Below are 17770 nucleotides of genomic sequence, written 5' to 3' on the forward strand. Positions count from 1 at the left end.
TTGGCTGTCGGTCGGTACGCGTTCCTCGTCGTGCGACGAGCCGCACAATGAGGAACATAAACGTATGCACCCGACATTGCGATCACCCGGAGAGCGCGTAACGGAATCCGGCAGAATCAGCCACAGTGCCGCAACTGCCCGCACGGCCCCCGGCGTTGCCTCTCGGCCTCGCGGTCCGGGTCACCGCCGGACCAGGTAGGCGTGGGTCGCCGCCGCGGAACTCACCAAGTCGGTCACCCGGTAGCCGTCGATGCCGTCGCCGACGTTGTCGAGCAGCCGCTCGCCCCTGCCGACCAGCAGCGGCACGACGACCATGCAGTTCGTCGATCAGCCGCGCGCGCAGGTACTGCTGCACGAGGGCCGAACCGCCTCCGATGCGTACGTCCCGCCGCCGCCTCGAAGGCCCGTGCGAGGACCGCCTCGACAGGCTCGTCAGTGAAGTGGAAGGTGGCCCCGCCCTCCATCGTGAGCGAGGGCCGCAGGTGATGGGTGTGCACGAACACGTCCTGGTGGTAGGGCGGATTCCCTCCCCATCGGCCCCGCCACGACTCGTCCTGCCATGGCCCGCGCTGCGGTCCGAACATGTTGCGGCCCATGATCGTGGCGCCGATGTTCTCCTCGCTGCGCTCGATGCAGTCGACGTCGATCCCCGTCTTGCCTGCGGCGCGATCGCGCATCGCGGCGACCATCCAGTCGTGCAGCCCCATCAGATCTCCGGCTGAACGCTCTTGCCGGTCCGGCCTCGCATGAGTTCGATGAGTGAGGGGCCCCCGCGCAAGCACCAGAGCGCGATGACGGGGTCGCAGATGGCGCAGCCCAGCGACGAGTCGTGGGCGAAGGGGATGATCGGGGTGCCCTTCAAATGGTGGACCAGGTCCCATGCGGTGTGGAGCAGCCAGCCTATGCCGATGAAGGTCCAGGACTCCAGGCCGCGGTAGGCGCAGTAGGTGACGGCGGCGGTGAACACGAACTCCCAGCCACCGAGGCCGCCGCCGCTGAGGTAGGCCGCTCCCGCACCGGCCACCATGATCGCGTTGAAGCGGCGCCGGTGCGGTTCGCGGATCAGGGACATCACGAGGGCGTAGATGACGCCGATCAGGATCGGTGCGACGTACGGCATGACCTGCATGACCTGCATGGAGTTCCTTCGGGTGGCGGTGCGCGTCCCGGTCGTCGCCGGGATCTCGGGATCTCGGGATCACCGCCGAAGTTATCCGGGTCCGCGACCGCCTCCCAGTGGCATTAGTGACTGGATTCGACGGAATAGCGCCAGCCGCGGTGACACTTACCCTCTCGAACCATCACCGCCCCGCGCTCTCGCCGTGGCGCGCCTCCTCGGCGGCCAGGACCGACTCGATCCCGTGCCGCCTTTCGCCCAGTACACGACGGCTGTTGGCGGCTTCCGCAGCCGGTCCGAAGTAATCCGCGGCACGCCGCGCTGCCACCGCCGCCGCGGTGTCGGCGGTCACGAGATCGGCGTTGATGGCCGTGGCCGCCGTCATGCCGGCGGCTGCGGACACCATGACTCCCGCCACCAGGTCGGTGACGTTACCCGCCGCCCATACCCCCGCGACGCCCGTGAACCCGGCCGCGTCCGACTCCACGTAACTCCCCACGCCCATCGGGTGCTCGACCTTCGTCAGGCCGAGTTCCGCGAGCACCGAGCCGCGCGCCTCGAACCGCGGCGCCACGGCGAGAGCCCGTACCGCAATGCGCCTGCCCGAGGTCAGTCGTACGCCGGAGAGCCGGTCGTCCTCGACATCGAGGCCGGCCACCTCACCGTCGACCACCGCGATACCACGGGCGGCCAGTTGCTCCCACTGCTCCTCGGTCAGCTCGGGCGCGGTGTGCAGGAACAGCGTCACGTCCGACGACCACTGCCGGAACAGCAGTGCCTGGTGCGTCGCCATCGGGCCGGTCGCCAGGACGCCGATCGGCTCGTCGCGCACCTCCCAGCCGTGGCAGTAGGGACAGTGCAGGACGTCACGGCCCCACCGCTCGCGTACGCCGTTGACATCAGGCAGTTCATCGACGAGCCCCGTCGTCACCAGCAACCGCCGCGCGCGATGGCTGCGCCCGCCGGCGGTCTCCACGACGAAGCGCTCGCCGACTCGCCGGACTCGCGTCACCAGGTCCGACACGATCCGCCCGCCGTACCCCGCGACCTCCTCCCGGCCGGTCCGCAGCAGTTCTTCGGGCGCGAGGCCCTCGCTGGTGAGGAATCCGTGCACCCCGTCGGCGGGGGCGTTACGCGGCTCCCCGGAGTCCACCACCAGCACGGACCGCCTGGCCCGGGCCAGGGTCAGCGCTGCGGAGAGCCCGGCCGCGCCACCTCCGACCACCAGCACGTCCACGTCCACGTCCACGTCAGCTTGCATGTCAGTTTCCACGTCAGCGATGTCTCGCTCATGCGTCTCAGTCATGCCGACACCGTGCGCCCGACCACCACGGAACGGCAAGCTTCCTTGCCGTTCCAGCAAAGTTGCCGCATCGTCGGGCAACGATGCCCGCTGGCCCCCAGTGGATGATCGAATAACGGTGGCGGGCGACGCGGTCGCGGCAGCAGCATGTTCTCGACGCGCTTCCGAACGTGAGGATCCATGCCTGTGATCTCCTTCGCCCCTGAGACCGGCGTCTGGCTGCTCCGCACCCCGCGCACGTCCTACGCCCTCCGCATCGACGAGACGGGAGCTCCCTGCCATCTCGCGTGGGGCCCGCGGCTGACCTTGGCGCAGGCAAATGAACTCGCCGCTGCCCCGGCCCCGCCCGCCAGCAGTTTCGAGGGGCGGCCACCGGTCGGCGAGGAACTGCCCGTCGACGGCGGGGCGCGGTACGGGACCCCCTCGCTACAGGTGCGCTTCGCCGACGGCACCCGCGCCTTCGAGTGGGAGGCGTCGGGCCACCGCGTACAGGAGCCCGCTCCGGGATCCTCGGAACTTGCCCTGGAGTTCCGCGACCGCCACCACCCCCTGGAGGTCACCCTCCACTACCGCGTTCACGACGACAGCGACGTCATCGAGCGCTGGTGCGTGCTGCGCAACACCGGGGAGGAGACCATGGCGCTGCTGCGCGCCGACTCCGCCGCGTGGACCCTGCCTGCCAGGGACGACTACCGGCTCAGCCATGTCACGGGCCAGTGGTCCGCCGAGACCCAACTGCACCGGGACCGTCTGCCGTTCGGCGAAACGGTGCTGACCAGCCGCAGGGGCATCACCAGCCATCACGCGAACCCCCTGGTGATGCTCGACGCGGGCGAGGCGACCGAGGACCACGGCCAGGTCTGGAGCTCGGCCCTGGCCTGGAGCGGGAGTTGGCGCGTCACCGTACAGCGCACTCCCGACGGCAGGGCGGGATTCACCGGCGGCTCCGGACACGAGGGCCTGACCCAACCTCTGGCTCCCGGCGAGGAGTTCACCACGCCACGGCACGCAGGCCTGTACACGGACGGCGGCTTCGGCGCGACGAGCCGCGCCTGGCACGCGTACGTACGCGCCCATGTGCTGCCCCACCCAGATGAGATACGTCCGGTGCTCTACAACTCCTGGGAGGCCACCGGATTCGACGTCGACGAGACCGGCCAGCTGGCCCTGGCGACTCGCGCGGCGGCGCTCGGCGCGGAGCTCTACGTCATGGACGACGGCTGGTTCGGCGCGCGCCGCGACGAGACCGCGGGGCTCGGCGACTGGACGCCGTCGCCGGACCGCTTCCCACGCGGCCTCACGCCCCTGGTGGACGAGGTGCACCGGCTCGGGATGCGCTTCGGGCTGTGGGTGGAGCCCGAGATGGTCAACCCGGACAGTGATCTCCACCGCCGCCACCCTGACTGGGTGTTGCACTTCCCGCACCGCGCCCGCACCGAGCTGCGCAACCAGTTGGTGCTCAACTTCGCCCGCCGTGACGTCGCGGAGTGGGCCTACGGCTGGCTGACCCGCCTGGTGGGCGAGCACGGGATCGACTTCCTCAAGTGGGACATGAACCGGCCGTTCACGGAGGCGGGTTGGCCGGGCGGCGCGAATGGCGCGGACGGCGCGGAGCGCGTCTGGACCACGTACGTCCACCACCTCTACGAGGCCATCGACCGCCTCCGCGCCGACCACCCCGGCCTGCGGATCGAGGCGTGCAGCGGCGGTGGAGGCCGGGTCGACCTGGGGATGCTGTCCCGCACCGACCAGACGTGGACGTCGGACAACACCGACGCGGCGGACCGTGTCCTCATCCAGCACGGCTACGGCCAGATCTACCCGGCCGGGACGATGGCCGCCTGGGTGACCGATGTCCCCAACCAGCTGACCGCCCGTTCGGTGCCGCTCCGCTACCGCTTCCACGTCGCCATGGCCGGGGTCCTCGGCCTCGGCGGCGACCTCACCCGCTGGTCCGAGGACGAACTGGCCGAAGGGGCACGCCTGGTGGCCCAGTACAAACGCGTACGGCACCTGGTCCAGCACGGGACGCTCCACCGGCCACGCGGCCCGGTCGACGACGGCCCGACCGCGGTCCAGTACACGGCGACGAACGCCGACGAAACCCTGCTCCTGATCTGGCGCCGCGCCCCACGCCACGGCACAACGAGCCCACCCCTGCGCCTCGCCGGCCTGGCCCCCTCAGCCCACTACCGCGACACCCACACCGGCGCGGTGCATTCCGCGGCGGTCCTGAGCGACTACGGACTACGGCCCGAGCTGCCACAGGGTGATTGGGCGAGTGCGGCGGTGCACTTGGTGCGGGTTCCCTGACGAGGCCTTGGCTAAGGGCTGTCCCGTGAATGATCTCTGATGCCTCGGGCGTGGTGGGCCGCCGTGCTGCACGCTTGCCTATCCGGCGAGTGCGAGGTTGTACATCCTGGCAATACCGAACATGGCGTGGTGGAGCGGTCAGCTGCGTTATCCACGCCGGCTGCGTAGCCGTGATCACAGCAGTCACGGCTGCATGATTTCAAACACCGCCCTCGCCGTTGGAGATTGGCGTGCGGGTCAAGGTGCCAGCGCTGTGGCCACCCGAGCCAAGTGGTCAACTGGCAGGGCGAAGAGGTTGGTGGGGTTGCGGAAGGAGTATTCGCCATCGTTCACGGAGAATCCGTGCCCGGCTACCGTCCAGTGCGCGGGGCCGGGGACCCCTTGATCCTCCAGAAGAGCAGAGGCGAGGGTCTCGGGGTCTTCCACGCTCGTACGGGCGCGTAGCGCACCCGCCAGGCGGCCAACAGCCTCGTCAGGGACTGCATCGTCGCCGAACGCAGGCAGCAGGAGCAACAAACGGGAGTGGGGATCGGTGGTGCTGCCGCCGGGCAGCATGTTGTCCGCAGCTGCCACGACCTCGGGCCAGGACAGGCCCGGGCCCATGAAGTGCCCGTCATCCCGGGCGAGGATCTCGGCCTGGCCCCAGTCGGGGTGGTGGAGGAGGTAGTCGGTTCCGGTATCGTCCGCGACAGTCCGGTAGACCACGTGAAGACGGTGATCAGCAGCGAGCGGAACCGTGAATGCCGGCCACTCGGCTCGCTCCCAGAGCTGCCGCTGGAAGTCTCCGGCCGCGTCATAGTCCCCGCCAAACAGCAGTTCCTCCGCCTCCTCCCTCTGGATACACGAGGAGAGATGCCCCAGCCAGAAGAGCGGCTCGTCCAGGAGCCTGGCCTGGTACGTGAGGGGGCCACCGTCGTAACCCGCTATCCGGGCAGGCTGCAGGTCTGCACTGTTCATCACAAGGACATCATGCCGCCCTGGCTCCGCGCCCTTGAGGCCGGGCGCACCAGCCGATCATCGCGGGACAGCCCTTGGCCTCGACGTACGAGAGGGCGGACCATTCGCCGACCACGACGCCGACATCTCGGCGGGGCGATGGTCGGTCTTGCCGCTCACGTCAGGTCCGATCGCGCTCCACTCTGCCCTCGGGATCCACGGATCCGGACGGGCCAGCGTCTCCGTCAACGGCAGCCCGTCCCTCGCCGCAGCGACCTCACGCACCCGCAGTTCGGCACGCGTGCGCGGACGGTACTTGGGCTCCTTACCGCACCCGCAGGCCTCGCGCCCTTCGTACCGCAGCCCTGCGTCCAGGACCGCGGCCACGACCGACCATCCGCGGACATCGCGCCTGCGCGGCGGAGCGAAGTCGTGACCGGCACACACAAGGGGTCGGTCGCAGCTCGGGCACGGGTGCTGTTTCGGCGAGTTCGCATGCCGCTTGAAGCTGACACGACACGATGGACACGCGTAGTGCAGCTTGTAATAGGTCATCGCGTAGAAGCACACGAAGTGATCCTATTAAACGGCGGCAATTTTTTCGGGGCCGGTGTCGACCACGGGGTGAGTCGCTCATCGGAAACTCCCCGAAGGAGACGTTCCCATGAACATCCCCCGCTCCCCCATACCCGCCGGAGCACGACTGCGAGCCCGCGTACGGAGTTCGGTGCGCGCCAGGCGCCTTGCGTCAAACCCCGCCTACAAGGCGGCAGTTCAGGCGGCGGGCACCACCCCGCTGTCCACTGGTTCGCGGTACTCGACTCCAACGCGGGCGGCCGCGGCGAGGGGTACGTCGCGGACGGCACCCTGTGCAGCGCGGGCGACCGCAGCCCGTACGACTTCGCCCCGTACAACGCCACCCGCACCGACTGGCCCGTCACCCATCTCACGGGCGGCGCCACCATCGAGATGAATTACAGCAACTGGGCGCACCATCCGGGCGCGTTCAAGGTGTACGTCACCAAGGACGGCTACAACCCGGAACAGCCGCTGGGCTGGTCCGACCTGGAGAACGGCTTCTTCTCCTGCTCGGACGTGGTCTTCGACGGGGGCAACGGCGAGGTCACCGGACTGACCGGTGGCGAACGGTCCGGTGCCTCGGTGACCGCGCTCGGCGCCGGCAGGGGGAACACCAAGCAGGCCGAGGCGGCGCACCAGGCCCACGAGGAGCATGGCACCCCTGAAGGAGAGGACGGACACTCCTCGGCAGGGTCCCGCTCCGCGACCGACGCCACCCCGGACATCGAGAACGCCGCCTCCGGATCTCGCACGAACACGGAGCGGTAAGTGGCGAGGGGTGAGTAGTGAGTGATGAGCCGGAGCGTCTCGCCCGCAGCGTGAATTTCTGCCCAACCGCGCCTTACGGCGAATTGTCGCGCCCCGAATGAGCAAGCAAACTCCGCTGGCCAGCGGCCACTTGCGCCAATTGCTCCGCGAATCAGCGCACCCACCCACCACACACCGCATTACAACCAACCTCAAACCCCGTCGGTCACACGTAATTGCAAGGACCACGTATGCCTCACGGAGGTTTTGTCATGCCCTCTCACCTCAGCCGCCACCGGGTCATCCGCACAGCGTCGGCGGTGACGCTGGCTCTCGGAACGGGGCTGGCCGCGCCCTTCCTCCTGGCGGGCACCGCGGCTGCCGCGACATCGGAAGCGACGGCCGCGTTCGGCGCGAGCGATCACGCGATCGTCTACACCGCTGCCACCGGTCAGACCAACAAGGTCACGGTCACGGCGTCCATATCCGAAGGCTCCGAAGAGATCACCTACGTGATCGACGACGCCGTTGCGATCAAGGCGGGAGAAGGCTGCTCCTATCCCGACAGCGCGGACCGCACCAGCGTCTCCTGCACGGTCGCAACCCTGGAGACCCAGGACCCGTACGCCACCTTGAAGTTGAGCCTGGGCGACGGCGACGACACCTTCGCCTACGACAACACCACCGACCAGACGTACTACTTCGCTTCGGCGGACCTGGGAGGCGGCAAGGACACCGCGACCCACACCGGCAGCGTCGACGGCAACTCCGTCATCGGAGGAACGGGCGACGACGACCTGACCGTCGGTGAGGCCGGGGTGGTTCTCGGCGGTGACGGCAGCGACACCCTCCACGCCGCGGGCGGCAGCGTCGCGCAGGGCGGCAACCACAACGACACGATCTACTCGGAAGGCGACGAAGGCGCCGTCGACGGCGGCGCGGGCAACGACGTGATCCAGGGCGGTGCGGAGAGGCAGAACCTGTCCGGCGGCGACGGCAACGACACGATCCGCGCCGGAGCCGGCGACGACTTCGTTTACGGCGGCAAGGGCAACGACGTTCTGTACGGCGACAGCGGCAACGACACGATGTACGGAAACAGCGGCGACGACCAGCTGTACGGCGGCGTCGGCCAGGACACACTCTCCGGTGGTCCCGGCAGGAACGTCGTCCACCAGGACTGACACTTCTCGCCGTCGGCAGGGCACTGCGCCATCGACCGCGCCCAGTGCCCTGCCACGTCCACTTGGGTCTATGACAACGTCGAGGCGGTTTCCGTGTTTGTGGTGGTGATGCGCTCGACCGCTTGGCGCGTCAGCTCGCGACCGCGCGACGCACCGTTGCCGCCGCCACTCCCGCCATCGCAGTCGTTGCCGCCGTCGCCGCTGTCGACTCCGTCCAAGGCCCGGTGCAGCGTGAGCCCCTCGATGAGCGCGTCGAGCTGCCGGGCGGTGTCGGGATCGAAGTGCCGTTCCAGCAGGCGCCGACTGCCCCGCATCCACGCCCGAGTCAGCTCCCGGTACTCCGGGCGCCGGGCAGCGAGGGTGTAGAGCTCCTGCGTGAGGATCAGGTCGCGCCGAGGCCCCTCCGAAAGTGCGTGGATAAGGTCGGTGACAGCCTCACGTGCCTGCTCGGGGCTGTCCGCGTGGTCCAAGTGCCGTTCGAAGAGGGCCACGATGTGGTCGGCGAAGAGCGTGAAGGCTTCGCGGAGCAGGTCATCGATGCCGGTGAAGTGGTACGTCATCGAGCCGAGCGGAACAGCGGCACGCGTGGCGATCTTGCGGTGGGAGACACCGGCGACGCCTTCGTCGGCGATGTGATCGAGAGTGGCGGCGAGGATGCGCTCGCGACGCCGGGGGTCCGCGTGTCCGGTGGCCATCGCGACGCCTCCTAGAGGCTTCGGACGGGCCGGACGGGCCGGGCCGGGTTCCCGACGGCGATTACGTCGGCGGGTACGTCCTTCGTGACCACCGCACCGGCACCGATGACGCTGTTGTCCCCGATCGTCACGCCGGGGCAGACGATGACGCCACCGCCGAGCCAGACGTTGTCCCCGATGGTGATGGGGAGCGCGGCCTCCAGCTTGTCGCGCCGCGGCTGCGGCTCCACGGGGTGGGTGGGGGTGAGGAGTTGGACGTTGGGGCCGATCTGACAGTCCTCACCGATGGTGATCCGGGCGACGTCCAGTGCGGTGAGGTGATAGTTGACGAAGGTGCGAGCACCGATGGAGATGTTGCTGCCGTAGTCGACGTACAGCGGCGGCCGCACTTCCACCCCCTCGCCGACCGAGGCGAGGAGTTCGGCCAGGACCGCCCGCGCTTCGCCCGCGTCCTCGAGGAACACGGACTGATAGCGGGCGGCGAGCCGCATGGCGTGCTCTTGCCTGCGAGCGATGTCCGGGTCGTCGGCGATGTAGAGGTCGCCCGCGAGCATGCGTTCCAGGTTGCTGCGCGGGTCGTCCGCGAAGTAATCCGTATCCGTCGGCATGCGTACGATCGTACACTCCGGAAGGTACGGACGTACGCTCCCAATTCCCTTGGCAGCTCATGGGGTTGCCCGTGCGGGGTACTCGGTAGCGGCTGCGGTTTCCGTCGATTCCGAGGAGGTACGTTCCATGCGCGCCTTCAAGCGCTGGCTCGACCAAAGTCTGGCCGCACAGGCAGCCATGGTCTTCGTGCTGGGAGTGGGGATCACCGCTCTGTTCCGCCTGGACGAGCATCCGGTCGTGTGGATCGTCCAGAGCATGCTCTACACCGCCGTCGCGATGACGGTCGTGGCCGTACAGCGCCGCAAGGCCGGCCGGGCCGCCGGTACCGACGCTCGCGGGGTCGCCGAACTCAGCCGCAAGATCCGCCATCGCGAGGTACCGAGCGAACCCCAGGAGCAGGCTTCCATGAGGCGGCTCGTCGCCCAGCAGTTGGGGCAGATGGAACGGGCCCGCAAGTGGCTGCCGTACTGGCTGGGCTCCATGGTGTTCATCGCCGTCGGCATGCTGGCCCTCGGGGCGGCCACCGGCTCGTTGACCACTCCCCTGATAGTCGCGGTCGGCCTGATCGGGTTCTGTGGCTGGGTCGTCTGGATGCGTCGCCGCTCCATCGACCGCTTTCGCTACATGCGCTCCTCTCTGCAGAGCTAGGGCGCGGGCGGCGCCCCCTCTCGCAGAGCGATGGGCCGGGTCCGGGTCCGGGGTCGGGAGTGGGGGCGGGCGTCGGCGGCGAAACCCTCTGGGATAACGTCCCTCTCCTTTGCTCGAGTTGCTTGGGACAAACTGCTTTGCGCAGGTGAGAGGGATGTCGTGCACGTCGTGCAGATGCAGGTACGTGGGCGGGGCGCCCGTCGGTGGATCGCCTTCGGGGCGATCGCGTTCGGAACGCTGTTCACCGTCATCGGGTTGATCCTGGCGGGGGTGTCCATCTCGTTCCTGGCGGATGCCGAGCGGGCCAAGGGCACGGTGGTGGCGCTGGAGTGGCGCAGCGACAGCAGCGGCACGTCCCACAAGAACCGGGGGAATGACGAGCCTGCGGCGTACCCGGTGGTCGAGTTCACCGCGGCGGACGGCACGCCGAGGAAGTTCCAGAGCTCGACGGGCTCCAACCCTACGTCGTACGACCGAGGTGAGCAGGTCGAGGTGCTGTACCGCGCCGACGACCCCGAGGACGCACGGATCAACGGATTCGTCTCGCTTTGGCTGCTGCCGCTGATCTTCGGCGGGGTCGGCTTCGTGATCGCGGGGATCGGAACGGCCGTCGCGGTGGCGGGGCGAAGGCGTCCGTAGCGCGGTCGGACGCCTCTGAGTCACTCAGGCCCTCAGGCTTTCACGCCGCAATGCCGCAACGCCGCGCGATCGCCTTTAGGCGTTCCAGTTCGCGTCCGGCCGCCGCGGGGTGGGCGAGGTCCAGGGCCATCGCGGCGCGGGCGCTGATGTAGAGGATGTCCTGGCGGGTGGCGTCGTCGAGGCCGGGGGCAGCCATGAGGTTGCGGCTCGTGACGCTGAGGAAGAGGCCAACGTGGTCGAGGCGGTCCCGCAGGCGCAGAGGAAGCACCTGCCTCAGCGTGTCCTTCGCGTAGTCGCGCGTCTGCCGGTCCGCCTCACAAGGGCGAGGCCGCGAAGGAGCCCAGGGAAGGGCGGCTTCGCGGGCGTCGTCGTACATGTCCGCCACCAGGGCTCGTGCGGCGGCGAGGTCGCCTTCCGTGGCCGAGGCGCGGGCCGAGTCCAGCATGGAGCACAGTCGGGCACGAACCTGGGGATCCTCCTCAGTCCGGGCGTCCAGATATCCGGACCACACATCGAACGCCTTGCTCAACTCGGCGTCCAGCATGACCTCGTACGCGTCCGGCACTCTGCCGCCTCTCCGATCGGGCCACCTCGGTGTGGGCGGCAGCGGTCACGATAGGACGGATGGCGGCTGCATCGCCCGTGAATTATTCGGCCCGCCCGCTCGGTCACCTGCCCCTCGGCCACTTTCCTTCTGAGCGGCGGGGCGGTGAGGTGGCCAAGCGGGTGAGGCGACAACAAAGCAGCGGCACGGAAAGTGAAATCGCCCACCGGTGCGAATACTTGCTGATTGTGCGATCCATTGCCGCACATGCCCTAACGCGTATTCGATTCCGCCCCGTGAGCGCTCTGCGCTGCGAATCTTTCATCCGCCCGAGCAGATTCCCTGCCCCCGACGCCATGAGTAAACTATGCCGGAAACCGGCAGGTGCTTGCCGGAAACCGTCTTCGCATCTCCGCTAGCCGACTGTTCGGCCGGAAAAGACCGAAGGCGAGATCCCTGACCGCTTCCTCCGCCCCCCATTCGTTTTCGTAGCCCCGCAACGCGGGGCAGATCATGCGGAAAGGTTCCACTCGCACCTGGCACGAGGCTGACCCGCCACGGCTGAGGGTGCGGGTCCTGGCGGCCATGGACGGCAGTGACACGCTCACCTTCGAACTGGCCGGTGAACTCGATGTGCTCAGCGTCAACATGCTGTGCGATCTGGCCATCACCCACGTGGAGGATGGCCACCGGCATTTACACCTGGATGCGAGAGACGTGGCCTGGTGTGACAACGGCAGCCTCTACATGCTTCTCGGTCTGCGGCATGCGCTGGAGACCGCCCGGGGTAGCCTCGGCTTGATCGCCATCAGCGCCCCCGTCGAACAAGTGATCATGCGCAACGAGCACAGCCTGCACCTGCATCTGCACCCTCGACACGCTCCGCCATGCTGCCACGCCGCCGCGATCCTTCACGTGTGGTAGTTGCGGGCGTGGAGAGGCCGGCTGTTGCACTGCTGAGGAGACGCACATGAGCACTCCGCCCTCCGCTGCGGGCGCTCCCCGGCTGGAGCGACGGTTCGGAGTGGGCGACGCGGTGGTGATCGGCCTCGGATCGATGATCGGGGCGGGAATCTTCGCCGCGTTCGCTCCGGCTGCCCGCGCCGCGGGCTCGGGCCTGCTCGTCGGCCTCGCCATCGCTGCGGTGGTCGCGTACTGCAACGCCACCTCATCGGCACGGCTCGCGGCCCGTTACCCCGCCTCCGGAGGGACCTACGTCTACGGCCGCGAACGGCTCGGCGAGTTCTGGGGCTACCTCGCCGGGTGGGGATTCGTCATCGGCAAGACCGCCTCCTGTGCGGCCATGGCCCTCACCGTCGGCGCCTACGCCTGGCCCGGTCATGAACGTCCCGTCGCGATCGCCGCCGTGGTGGCACTGACCGCCGTCAACTACGCGGGAATCCAGAGGACCGTCTGGCTGACCCGCGGCGTCGTCGCCCTCGTCCTCGCGGTCCTCGCCGCGGTCGTCGTCGCCTCCTACGCGAGTGGCGCAGCCGATGCCGGCCGCTTGGAGCTGGGCGGGGACGCCGGTGTGGGTGGCGTGCTGGAGGCTGCCGGACTGTTGTTCTTCGCCTTCGCCGGTTACGCGCGCATCGCCACCCTCGGCGAGGAGGTGCGTGATCCGCGGCGCACCATTCCCCGCGCCATCCCCCTCGCCCTGGGCATCACCCTCTCGGTGTACGTCGCGGTCGCCGCCGCCGTCCTGGCCGTACTCGGCCCCGGCGGCCTTGCCGAGACCACCGCCCCGCTCACGGACACGGTGCGCGCGGCGGGGGTGCCCGAACTGGCGCCGTTGGTGCGTGTCGGCGCCGCCGTCGCCGCGCTCGGCTCCCTGCTCGCGCTGATCCTCGGCATCTCGCGCACCACGCTGGCGATGGCCCGCGACCATCATCTGCCGCACGCACTGGCGGCCGTCCACCCGCGGTTCCACGTTCCCCACCGGGCCGAACTCGCCGTCGGTGCGGTCGTGGTGGCCCTCGTGGCGTTCGCCGACCTGCGGGGAGCGATCGGCTTCTCCTCCTTCGGGGTACTCGCGTACTACGCCATCGCCAACGCCGCCGCCTGGACCCTGCCACTCTCCGAAGGCCGCCCGCCTCGCGCCGTCCCCGCCATCGGCCTGGCCGGCTGCCTGCTCCTCGCCCTCAGCCTCCCGCTCTGCTCGGTCATCTCCGGCGCCGTCGTCCTGGCGCTCGGGGCGGTCGCCTACTTCGTACGCCGGAGGATCGCGGGTCACGGGACGCGCTGACCGACGCTGAAGTACACAGCCGGGCGGGAATCGAACCGGTCAGCCGGCGCGTCCGGTGCGGCGGGCGCGGTCGGCGCGGGACAAGACCAGCGAGCGCGTCACCGCCCTCGGCGGCCGCCTGCGCGCGGAACCGCGTGCCGGGGGGCGGCTTCACCGTCCGCGCCGAACTCCACGTGGCGAGGATTTCATGATCCGTGTACTGCTTGCCGACGACTGCCCTTGCCGGGCAGAACCGAAAGGCTCTGGCCGGCCATGCTCGGGTCAGTGCTGCCCGGGTTCGCAGCAGCGCGGGGGGAGCGGCCCGACGATCCCAGGTGCCGGCCCGTCGCCCGGCGAAAATCGCGTGCCGTCAAGATCTGCGCGCGTTATCCTCGACCCTATGAACGTCACCGGCCTCTTCACCACCGCGACCGCGCGAGCGCCCAGCTCGCCGGTTGCCGCCGCCTGACGTACCTCCCCTTTCCACCGGCGACCGGACACGGTCCGCCGGTGGTTTTTCCGTGGCCCTACCGCCCCGGCTCCTGTGGCGGACCCGATGTCCGGCGCCTCCCCCCGCTGCACACGCGAAGGAGCCACTCATGAGCATCGACGGAATGACCACCGAGGACGTCGTCCGTACATTCGTCGACTACTACGAGGAGCGCGACCACCGCCGGATCACCGGCTCGACGCTGATGCCCCCGCCCGGCGATCCGGTGTTGTTCACCACCTCCGGCATGCATCCCCTCACGCCCTTCCTGGAGGGGCAGCCGCATCCGCTCGGCAGGCGGCTCGTCAACGTGCAGCGCTGCCTGCGGACCACGGACCTGGACGAGGTCGGTGACTCCACCCATCTGACCGTCTTCGAGATGCTCGGCACGTGGTCACTCGGCGACTACGAAGGGCAGCAGAGCCTTGACTGGGGATATGACCTGCTGACCGACGGGTTCGGCATCGACCCGCGGTTCCTGCACGCCACCGCCTTCGGCGGGGACGACCAGGTCGGGCCCGACATCGACTCCCTCACCCTGTGGCAGGACCGCGGAGTTCCGGTGGAGCTCACCGTCGAGGACAACTGGTGGTCGAACGGACCTACCGGCCCGTGCGGTCCCGACTCGGAGATCTTTCTGTGGACCGGCGACACCCCGCCCGAGTCCACGCCGACGGGTGACGACCGCTGGGTGGAGGTGTGGAACCACGTGATGATGCGCCACCGTCGGCTCGTCGACGGGTCACTCGTACCGCTCCCCCAACGCAACATCGACACCGGGCTCGGCCTTGATCGGCTGGCCTCGCTCCTTCAGGGAAAGACCTCGGTGTTCGAGTGTGACCTCTTCGACCCCTGGCGCGGTATCGTGCCGGGCCTGTGGCAGTTGGACGGGACATCACTGCGGGTGGTCTGCGACCACCTCCGCTCGGCCATGGTGGTGATCGGCGACGGGGTACGCCCCGCCAACACCGGCCGCGGCTACGTGCTGCGCCGACTCGTACGGCGTGCACTGACCGTGCTGTGGCGGGACGACCACTTGCGCCAGTTGGGAGATCTGCCACGCGAGTTGGTGGTGCACACCCTCGATCACTTCCGTCAGGACGTGGACCCGGGCGACGTGCACCGCGTGCTGGTCGAGGAGGAGCGGCGGTTCCGGCAGCTCCTGGAGCGGGGGCGGCAGGTACTGGCCCGGCCACGGTTTCGCGGCCCGCTCGGCGAGGAGGACTTCCACTACCTCCATGACACCCACGGTCTGCCGCGTGATCTGATCCTGGCCTTGCGCGAGGGGTGACGGGGGCCGGTCACGCGAGGGGTGACGTGGTCCGGTCAGGGGGCCACGCGGGTGCGGGCCTCGCGCCTGGGCGCAGGCCCTACGCGTGCGGCTCGCGCCGCTGGTCGGCCACCGTCCGCAACACCTCGACCAGGGCGGCCACCGCCGGGCGCCGTTCGGCGGACGCGCGGCACACCACGACGATGTTCCGCTCGACCCGCTCGCGCAGCCGCACCACGTCGAAGCGCGAGGCGCGCAGGCCGAGCATCAGCTCGGTCACCGTGCTCACGCCGATGCCCGCCTCGACGAGCGCCAGGGTCGCCGCGGTGTCGGTGACCTCGTGCCGCACGTCGGGTTCGAGGCCCGCGCGGCGGCACGCCGTGCGGATCGCTCTGCCGTAGTAGCTGTCGGCCGACGGCAGGATCCACGCCAGGTCCCGGGTGTCGGCGAGGGCGGCGCGCTCTCGGCCGTCCAACCAGCCGGCGGGCACCGCGAGGGCGAAGCGCTCGCGGTAGAGACGGGTCACGCGCAGGGCGGCGTCGCGCGGGATGGGCACGTCCGGGTAGTCGAGGCCGAGCGCCAGGTCGACGCCTCCCGAGGCGACGGCGTCGTACACCTCGTCCACGTCCATGTCGCGGCTGTGCACGACGAGTTCGGGGTGGGCCGCGTGCACCTGGCGCAGGGCCGGCGGCAGGATCTCGGCCGCGGCCGTGGCGAACAGGCCGACCAGCAGGGTGCCGCAGACCACACCGCTACCGCGCTCCAACTCCTCGACGGCTTCGGCCTCCGCGGCCAGGATCCGCTCGGCGTGCCGGGCCAGCGTGGCCCCGGCGTCGGTCAGCTCCACCCGGCGGCCCGCCCGGCGCAGCAGCGGCGTGCCCGCGGCCCTCTCCAGTGCGGCGATCTGCTGGGATACGCCGCCCGGGGTGTAGCCGAGGGCGTGCGCGACGGCGGTGATGGTGCCGCGCCGGGTCAGCTCGACCAGGGAGCGCAGCTGGGAACTCGTCCAGTCCATGAGGCGACCGTACAGAGACCGTCAAAGATCAGGAGCAGCATCTGTTCATGGACGTCAACGGTGGGGTTGCGTCACGATGGCGGGCAGCCGGCTGATCGGCGCCCCGTACGTCACTGAGTTTCTGCGCACGTTACTGACGGCCATGCCACGCCCGCGAACTGACGCCCCCTCACGTCATTCCCTCCGGGCGCCGGCCTCTGGAAAGGATCGGCCTCACGTGTCTCACTCACCGCGCCCGTCTTCCGCACCCCGCCCGTCCTCCGTACCCCGGCCCTCCACCACTCCCGCCTTCCGCTCCCTCCCGTCGACCGCCGATGTGGTGATCGTCGGCGGTGGCGTGATGGGCGCCTCCATCGCCTTCCATCTCGCCGAGGCGGGCGTGCGGGACATCCTCGTCGTCGAACGCGGCGAGCTCGCCTGTGGCAGCTCCGGCAAACCCATCGGCGGCGTGCGCGCCCACTTCTCCGACCCACTCAACATCGAGCTCGGCCGCCGGAGTCTGCGCGCCTATCAGGACTTCCCGCACCGGCCCGGCGCGGACATCCGGCTCGACACCGTGGGCTATCTTTTCCTGCTCACCAGCGAGCGCCAGGTCACGGAGTTCACCGAGAGCGTGCGGCTCCAGAACAGTCTGGGCGTGCCGAGCCGCATGATCGACGCCGACGAGGCCCGGCGTCTCTGCCCGTATCTGAGCACCGACGGCCTCATGGCCGCCGTGCACTCCCCCAACGACGGACACGCCCGCCCCGGCCTGGTCGTGCACGGCTACGCCGAGGCGGCGACCCGGGCGGGTGTCCGCCTCGCCACGCACACGCGCGTCACCGGCATGGACACCACCGGCGACCGCGTCAGTAGCGTGCACACCGATCGCGGCCATGTCGCCTGTTCCACCGTGATCTGCGCGGCGGGCGCGTGGTCCGCGCAGATCGGCGCCATGGTCGGCGTGGACCTGCCGGTGCGGCCCGTCCGCCGCCAACTCGCCTTCACTAAACGGCTGTCACCGACCGCCCCGCGCATCCCCTTCACCATCGACTTCACGTCGTCGGCGTACTTCCACAACAGCGACGACGGCCTGCTCCTCGGCCTCGCGGACCCCCGCCAGGCCGACGGTTTCGACACCACCTGGACCCCGGAGTGGCTCGACCTGTTCCGCGACGTCGTACGCCGGCGCGCCCCGGCCCTCGCCACCATGCCGACCGTCGGCGGCTGGGCGGGCCTCTACGAAGTCACACCCGACCACAACGCCTTGATCGGACGCTCCGGCGAACTCCCCAACTTCCTTTACGCCACCGGGTTCTCGGGGCACGGCTTCCTCCAGGCACCGGCGGTCGGCGAGATCGCACGCGACCTGCATCTGGGTCGTGAGCCATGCGTCGACATCGCGCCGATGAGCGCCGACCGCTTCCGGGCCGGGTCCGCGCCCCGCCCCGAGGCCCACGTCGTGTGAGCCACGCGCC

At 69.6% G+C, this 17770-nt stretch carries 16 protein-coding genes and 1 pseudogene; 9 read left to right on the plus strand and 8 right to left on the minus strand.

What is annotated here, in order from left to right:
* Positions 1–180: 180 nt before the first annotated feature.
* From ACZ5U5_RS01555 to ACZ5U5_RS01565, 3 genes are all read right to left on the minus strand, one after another.
* Positions 181–315 carry a hypothetical protein gene (locus tag ACZ5U5_RS01555; RefSeq protein ID WP_469014914.1) on the minus strand — a complete coding sequence of 45 codons (135 nt, stop codon included), beginning with the start codon at positions 313–315 and terminating at the stop codon, positions 181–183.
* A gap of 391 nt (positions 316–706) precedes the next feature.
* Positions 707–1120 carry a DUF6010 family protein gene (locus ACZ5U5_RS01560; RefSeq protein WP_469016838.1) on the minus strand — a complete coding sequence of 138 codons (414 nt, stop codon included), beginning with the start codon at positions 1118–1120 and terminating at the stop codon, positions 707–709.
* A gap of 181 nt (positions 1121–1301) precedes the next feature.
* Entirely contained in the window at positions 1302–2378 is a 1077-nt protein-coding gene (locus tag ACZ5U5_RS01565) for an NAD(P)/FAD-dependent oxidoreductase (RefSeq protein ID WP_469016840.1), read from the minus strand.
* 222 nt (positions 2379–2600) lie between these two features.
* On the opposite strand from ACZ5U5_RS01565, the gene ACZ5U5_RS01570 reads away from it, so the two are divergent.
* The gene (locus ACZ5U5_RS01570) at positions 2601–4733 is read left to right on the plus strand and encodes an alpha-galactosidase (RefSeq protein ID WP_469014916.1); all 2133 of its coding nucleotides are present in this window, start codon (positions 2601–2603) and stop codon (positions 4731–4733) included.
* Positions 4734–4970: 237 nt separating this feature from the next.
* On the opposite strand, the gene ACZ5U5_RS01575 is transcribed toward ACZ5U5_RS01570, so the two are convergent.
* A complete protein-coding gene (locus ACZ5U5_RS01575) occupies positions 4971–5690 on the minus strand; it encodes a hypothetical protein (protein ID WP_469014919.1) in 720 nt (239 codons plus the stop codon).
* Positions 5691–6417: 727 nt separating this feature from the next.
* Here ACZ5U5_RS01575 and ACZ5U5_RS01580 point away from each other — a divergent pair.
* Positions 6418–6740: pseudogene (locus ACZ5U5_RS01580) on the plus strand (lytic polysaccharide monooxygenase); the annotation flags it as partial.
* A gap of 527 nt (positions 6741–7267) precedes the next feature.
* On the plus strand, positions 7268–8179 hold the full coding sequence (locus tag ACZ5U5_RS01585) for a calcium-binding protein (protein WP_469014921.1): 912 nt from the start codon (positions 7268–7270) through the stop codon (positions 8177–8179).
* 68 nt (positions 8180–8247) lie between these two features.
* Here ACZ5U5_RS01585 and ACZ5U5_RS01590 read toward each other — a convergent pair whose 3' ends face one another.
* Positions 8248–8874 (minus strand): TetR/AcrR family transcriptional regulator, encoded by a 627-nt coding sequence (locus ACZ5U5_RS01590; protein ID WP_469014923.1) that lies wholly within the window; start codon positions 8872–8874, stop codon positions 8248–8250.
* An 11-nt stretch (positions 8875–8885) separates the two neighbouring features.
* The gene (locus ACZ5U5_RS01595; protein ID WP_469014925.1) at positions 8886–9482 is read right to left on the minus strand and encodes a sugar O-acetyltransferase; all 597 of its coding nucleotides are present in this window, start codon (positions 9480–9482) and stop codon (positions 8886–8888) included.
* A 127-nt stretch (positions 9483–9609) separates the two neighbouring features.
* Here ACZ5U5_RS01595 and ACZ5U5_RS01600 point away from each other — a divergent pair, with 127 nt between their 5' ends.
* Both ACZ5U5_RS01600 and ACZ5U5_RS01605 read left to right on the plus strand, forming a co-directional pair.
* Positions 9610–10131 carry a hypothetical protein gene (locus tag ACZ5U5_RS01600; protein WP_469014927.1) on the plus strand — a complete coding sequence of 174 codons (522 nt, stop codon included), beginning with the start codon at positions 9610–9612 and terminating at the stop codon, positions 10129–10131.
* 159 nt (positions 10132–10290) lie between these two features.
* Positions 10291–10770, plus strand: a complete 480-nt coding sequence (locus tag ACZ5U5_RS01605) for a DUF3592 domain-containing protein (RefSeq protein WP_469014929.1) — start codon at positions 10291–10293, stop codon at positions 10768–10770.
* Positions 10771–10810: 40 nt separating this feature from the next.
* Here ACZ5U5_RS01605 and ACZ5U5_RS01610 read toward each other — a convergent pair whose 3' ends face one another.
* Entirely contained in the window at positions 10811–11335 is a 525-nt protein-coding gene (locus tag ACZ5U5_RS01610; RefSeq protein WP_469014931.1) for a hypothetical protein, read from the minus strand.
* 564 nt (positions 11336–11899) lie between these two features.
* Here ACZ5U5_RS01610 and ACZ5U5_RS01615 point away from each other — a divergent pair.
* From ACZ5U5_RS01615 to ACZ5U5_RS01625, 3 genes are all read left to right on the plus strand, one after another.
* A complete protein-coding gene (locus tag ACZ5U5_RS01615; RefSeq protein WP_469014934.1) occupies positions 11900–12238 on the plus strand; it encodes an STAS domain-containing protein in 339 nt (112 codons plus the stop codon).
* Between the two features lie 46 nt (positions 12239–12284).
* Positions 12285–13559 (plus strand): APC family permease, encoded by a 1275-nt coding sequence (locus ACZ5U5_RS01620; protein ID WP_469014936.1) that lies wholly within the window; start codon positions 12285–12287, stop codon positions 13557–13559.
* A gap of 593 nt (positions 13560–14152) precedes the next feature.
* Positions 14153–15319 carry an alanine--tRNA ligase-related protein gene (locus ACZ5U5_RS01625; RefSeq protein WP_469016843.1) on the plus strand — a complete coding sequence of 389 codons (1167 nt, stop codon included), beginning with the start codon at positions 14153–14155 and terminating at the stop codon, positions 15317–15319.
* A gap of 79 nt (positions 15320–15398) precedes the next feature.
* Here the strand turns inward: ACZ5U5_RS01625 and ACZ5U5_RS01630 are convergent, their stop codons facing one another.
* Positions 15399–16313, minus strand: a complete 915-nt coding sequence (locus tag ACZ5U5_RS01630; RefSeq protein WP_469014938.1) for a LysR family transcriptional regulator — start codon at positions 16311–16313, stop codon at positions 15399–15401.
* 316 nt (positions 16314–16629) lie between these two features.
* On the opposite strand from ACZ5U5_RS01630, the gene ACZ5U5_RS01635 reads away from it, so the two are divergent.
* On the plus strand, positions 16630–17760 hold the full coding sequence (locus ACZ5U5_RS01635) for an NAD(P)/FAD-dependent oxidoreductase (protein WP_469016846.1): 1131 nt from the start codon (positions 16630–16632) through the stop codon (positions 17758–17760).
* Positions 17761–17770 lie beyond the last annotated feature (10 nt).

This window comes from Streptomyces sp. NPDC033177, from assembly GCF_055577715.1.

Coding starts and splice junctions, on each gene's coding strand:
- ACZ5U5_RS01555 (WP_469014914.1), bottom strand. CDS start 315: ATGGTCGTCGTGCCGCTGCTGGTCGGCAGGGGCGAGCGGCTGCTCGAC.
- ACZ5U5_RS01560 (WP_469016838.1), bottom strand. CDS start 1,120: ATGCCGTACGTCGCACCGATCCTGATCGGCGTCATCTACGCCCTCGTG.
- ACZ5U5_RS01565 (WP_469016840.1), bottom strand. CDS start 2,378: ATGCAAGCTGACGTGGACGTGGACGTGGACGTGCTGGTGGTCGGAGGT.
- ACZ5U5_RS01570 (WP_469014916.1), top strand. CDS start 2,601: ATGCCTGTGATCTCCTTCGCCCCTGAGACCGGCGTCTGGCTGCTCCGC.
- ACZ5U5_RS01575 (WP_469014919.1), bottom strand. CDS start 5,690: ATGAACAGTGCAGACCTGCAGCCTGCCCGGATAGCGGGTTACGACGGT.
- ACZ5U5_RS01585 (WP_469014921.1), top strand. CDS start 7,268: ATGCCCTCTCACCTCAGCCGCCACCGGGTCATCCGCACAGCGTCGGCG.
- ACZ5U5_RS01590 (WP_469014923.1), bottom strand. CDS start 8,874: ATGGCCACCGGACACGCGGACCCCCGGCGTCGCGAGCGCATCCTCGCC.
- ACZ5U5_RS01595 (WP_469014925.1), bottom strand. CDS start 9,482: ATGCCGACGGATACGGATTACTTCGCGGACGACCCGCGCAGCAACCTG.
- ACZ5U5_RS01600 (WP_469014927.1), top strand. CDS start 9,610: ATGCGCGCCTTCAAGCGCTGGCTCGACCAAAGTCTGGCCGCACAGGCA.
- ACZ5U5_RS01615 (WP_469014934.1), top strand. CDS start 11,900: ATGGACGGCAGTGACACGCTCACCTTCGAACTGGCCGGTGAACTCGAT.
- ACZ5U5_RS01620 (WP_469014936.1), top strand. CDS start 12,285: ATGAGCACTCCGCCCTCCGCTGCGGGCGCTCCCCGGCTGGAGCGACGG.
- ACZ5U5_RS01625 (WP_469016843.1), top strand. CDS start 14,153: ATGACCACCGAGGACGTCGTCCGTACATTCGTCGACTACTACGAGGAG.
- ACZ5U5_RS01630 (WP_469014938.1), bottom strand. CDS start 16,313: ATGGACTGGACGAGTTCCCAGCTGCGCTCCCTGGTCGAGCTGACCCGG.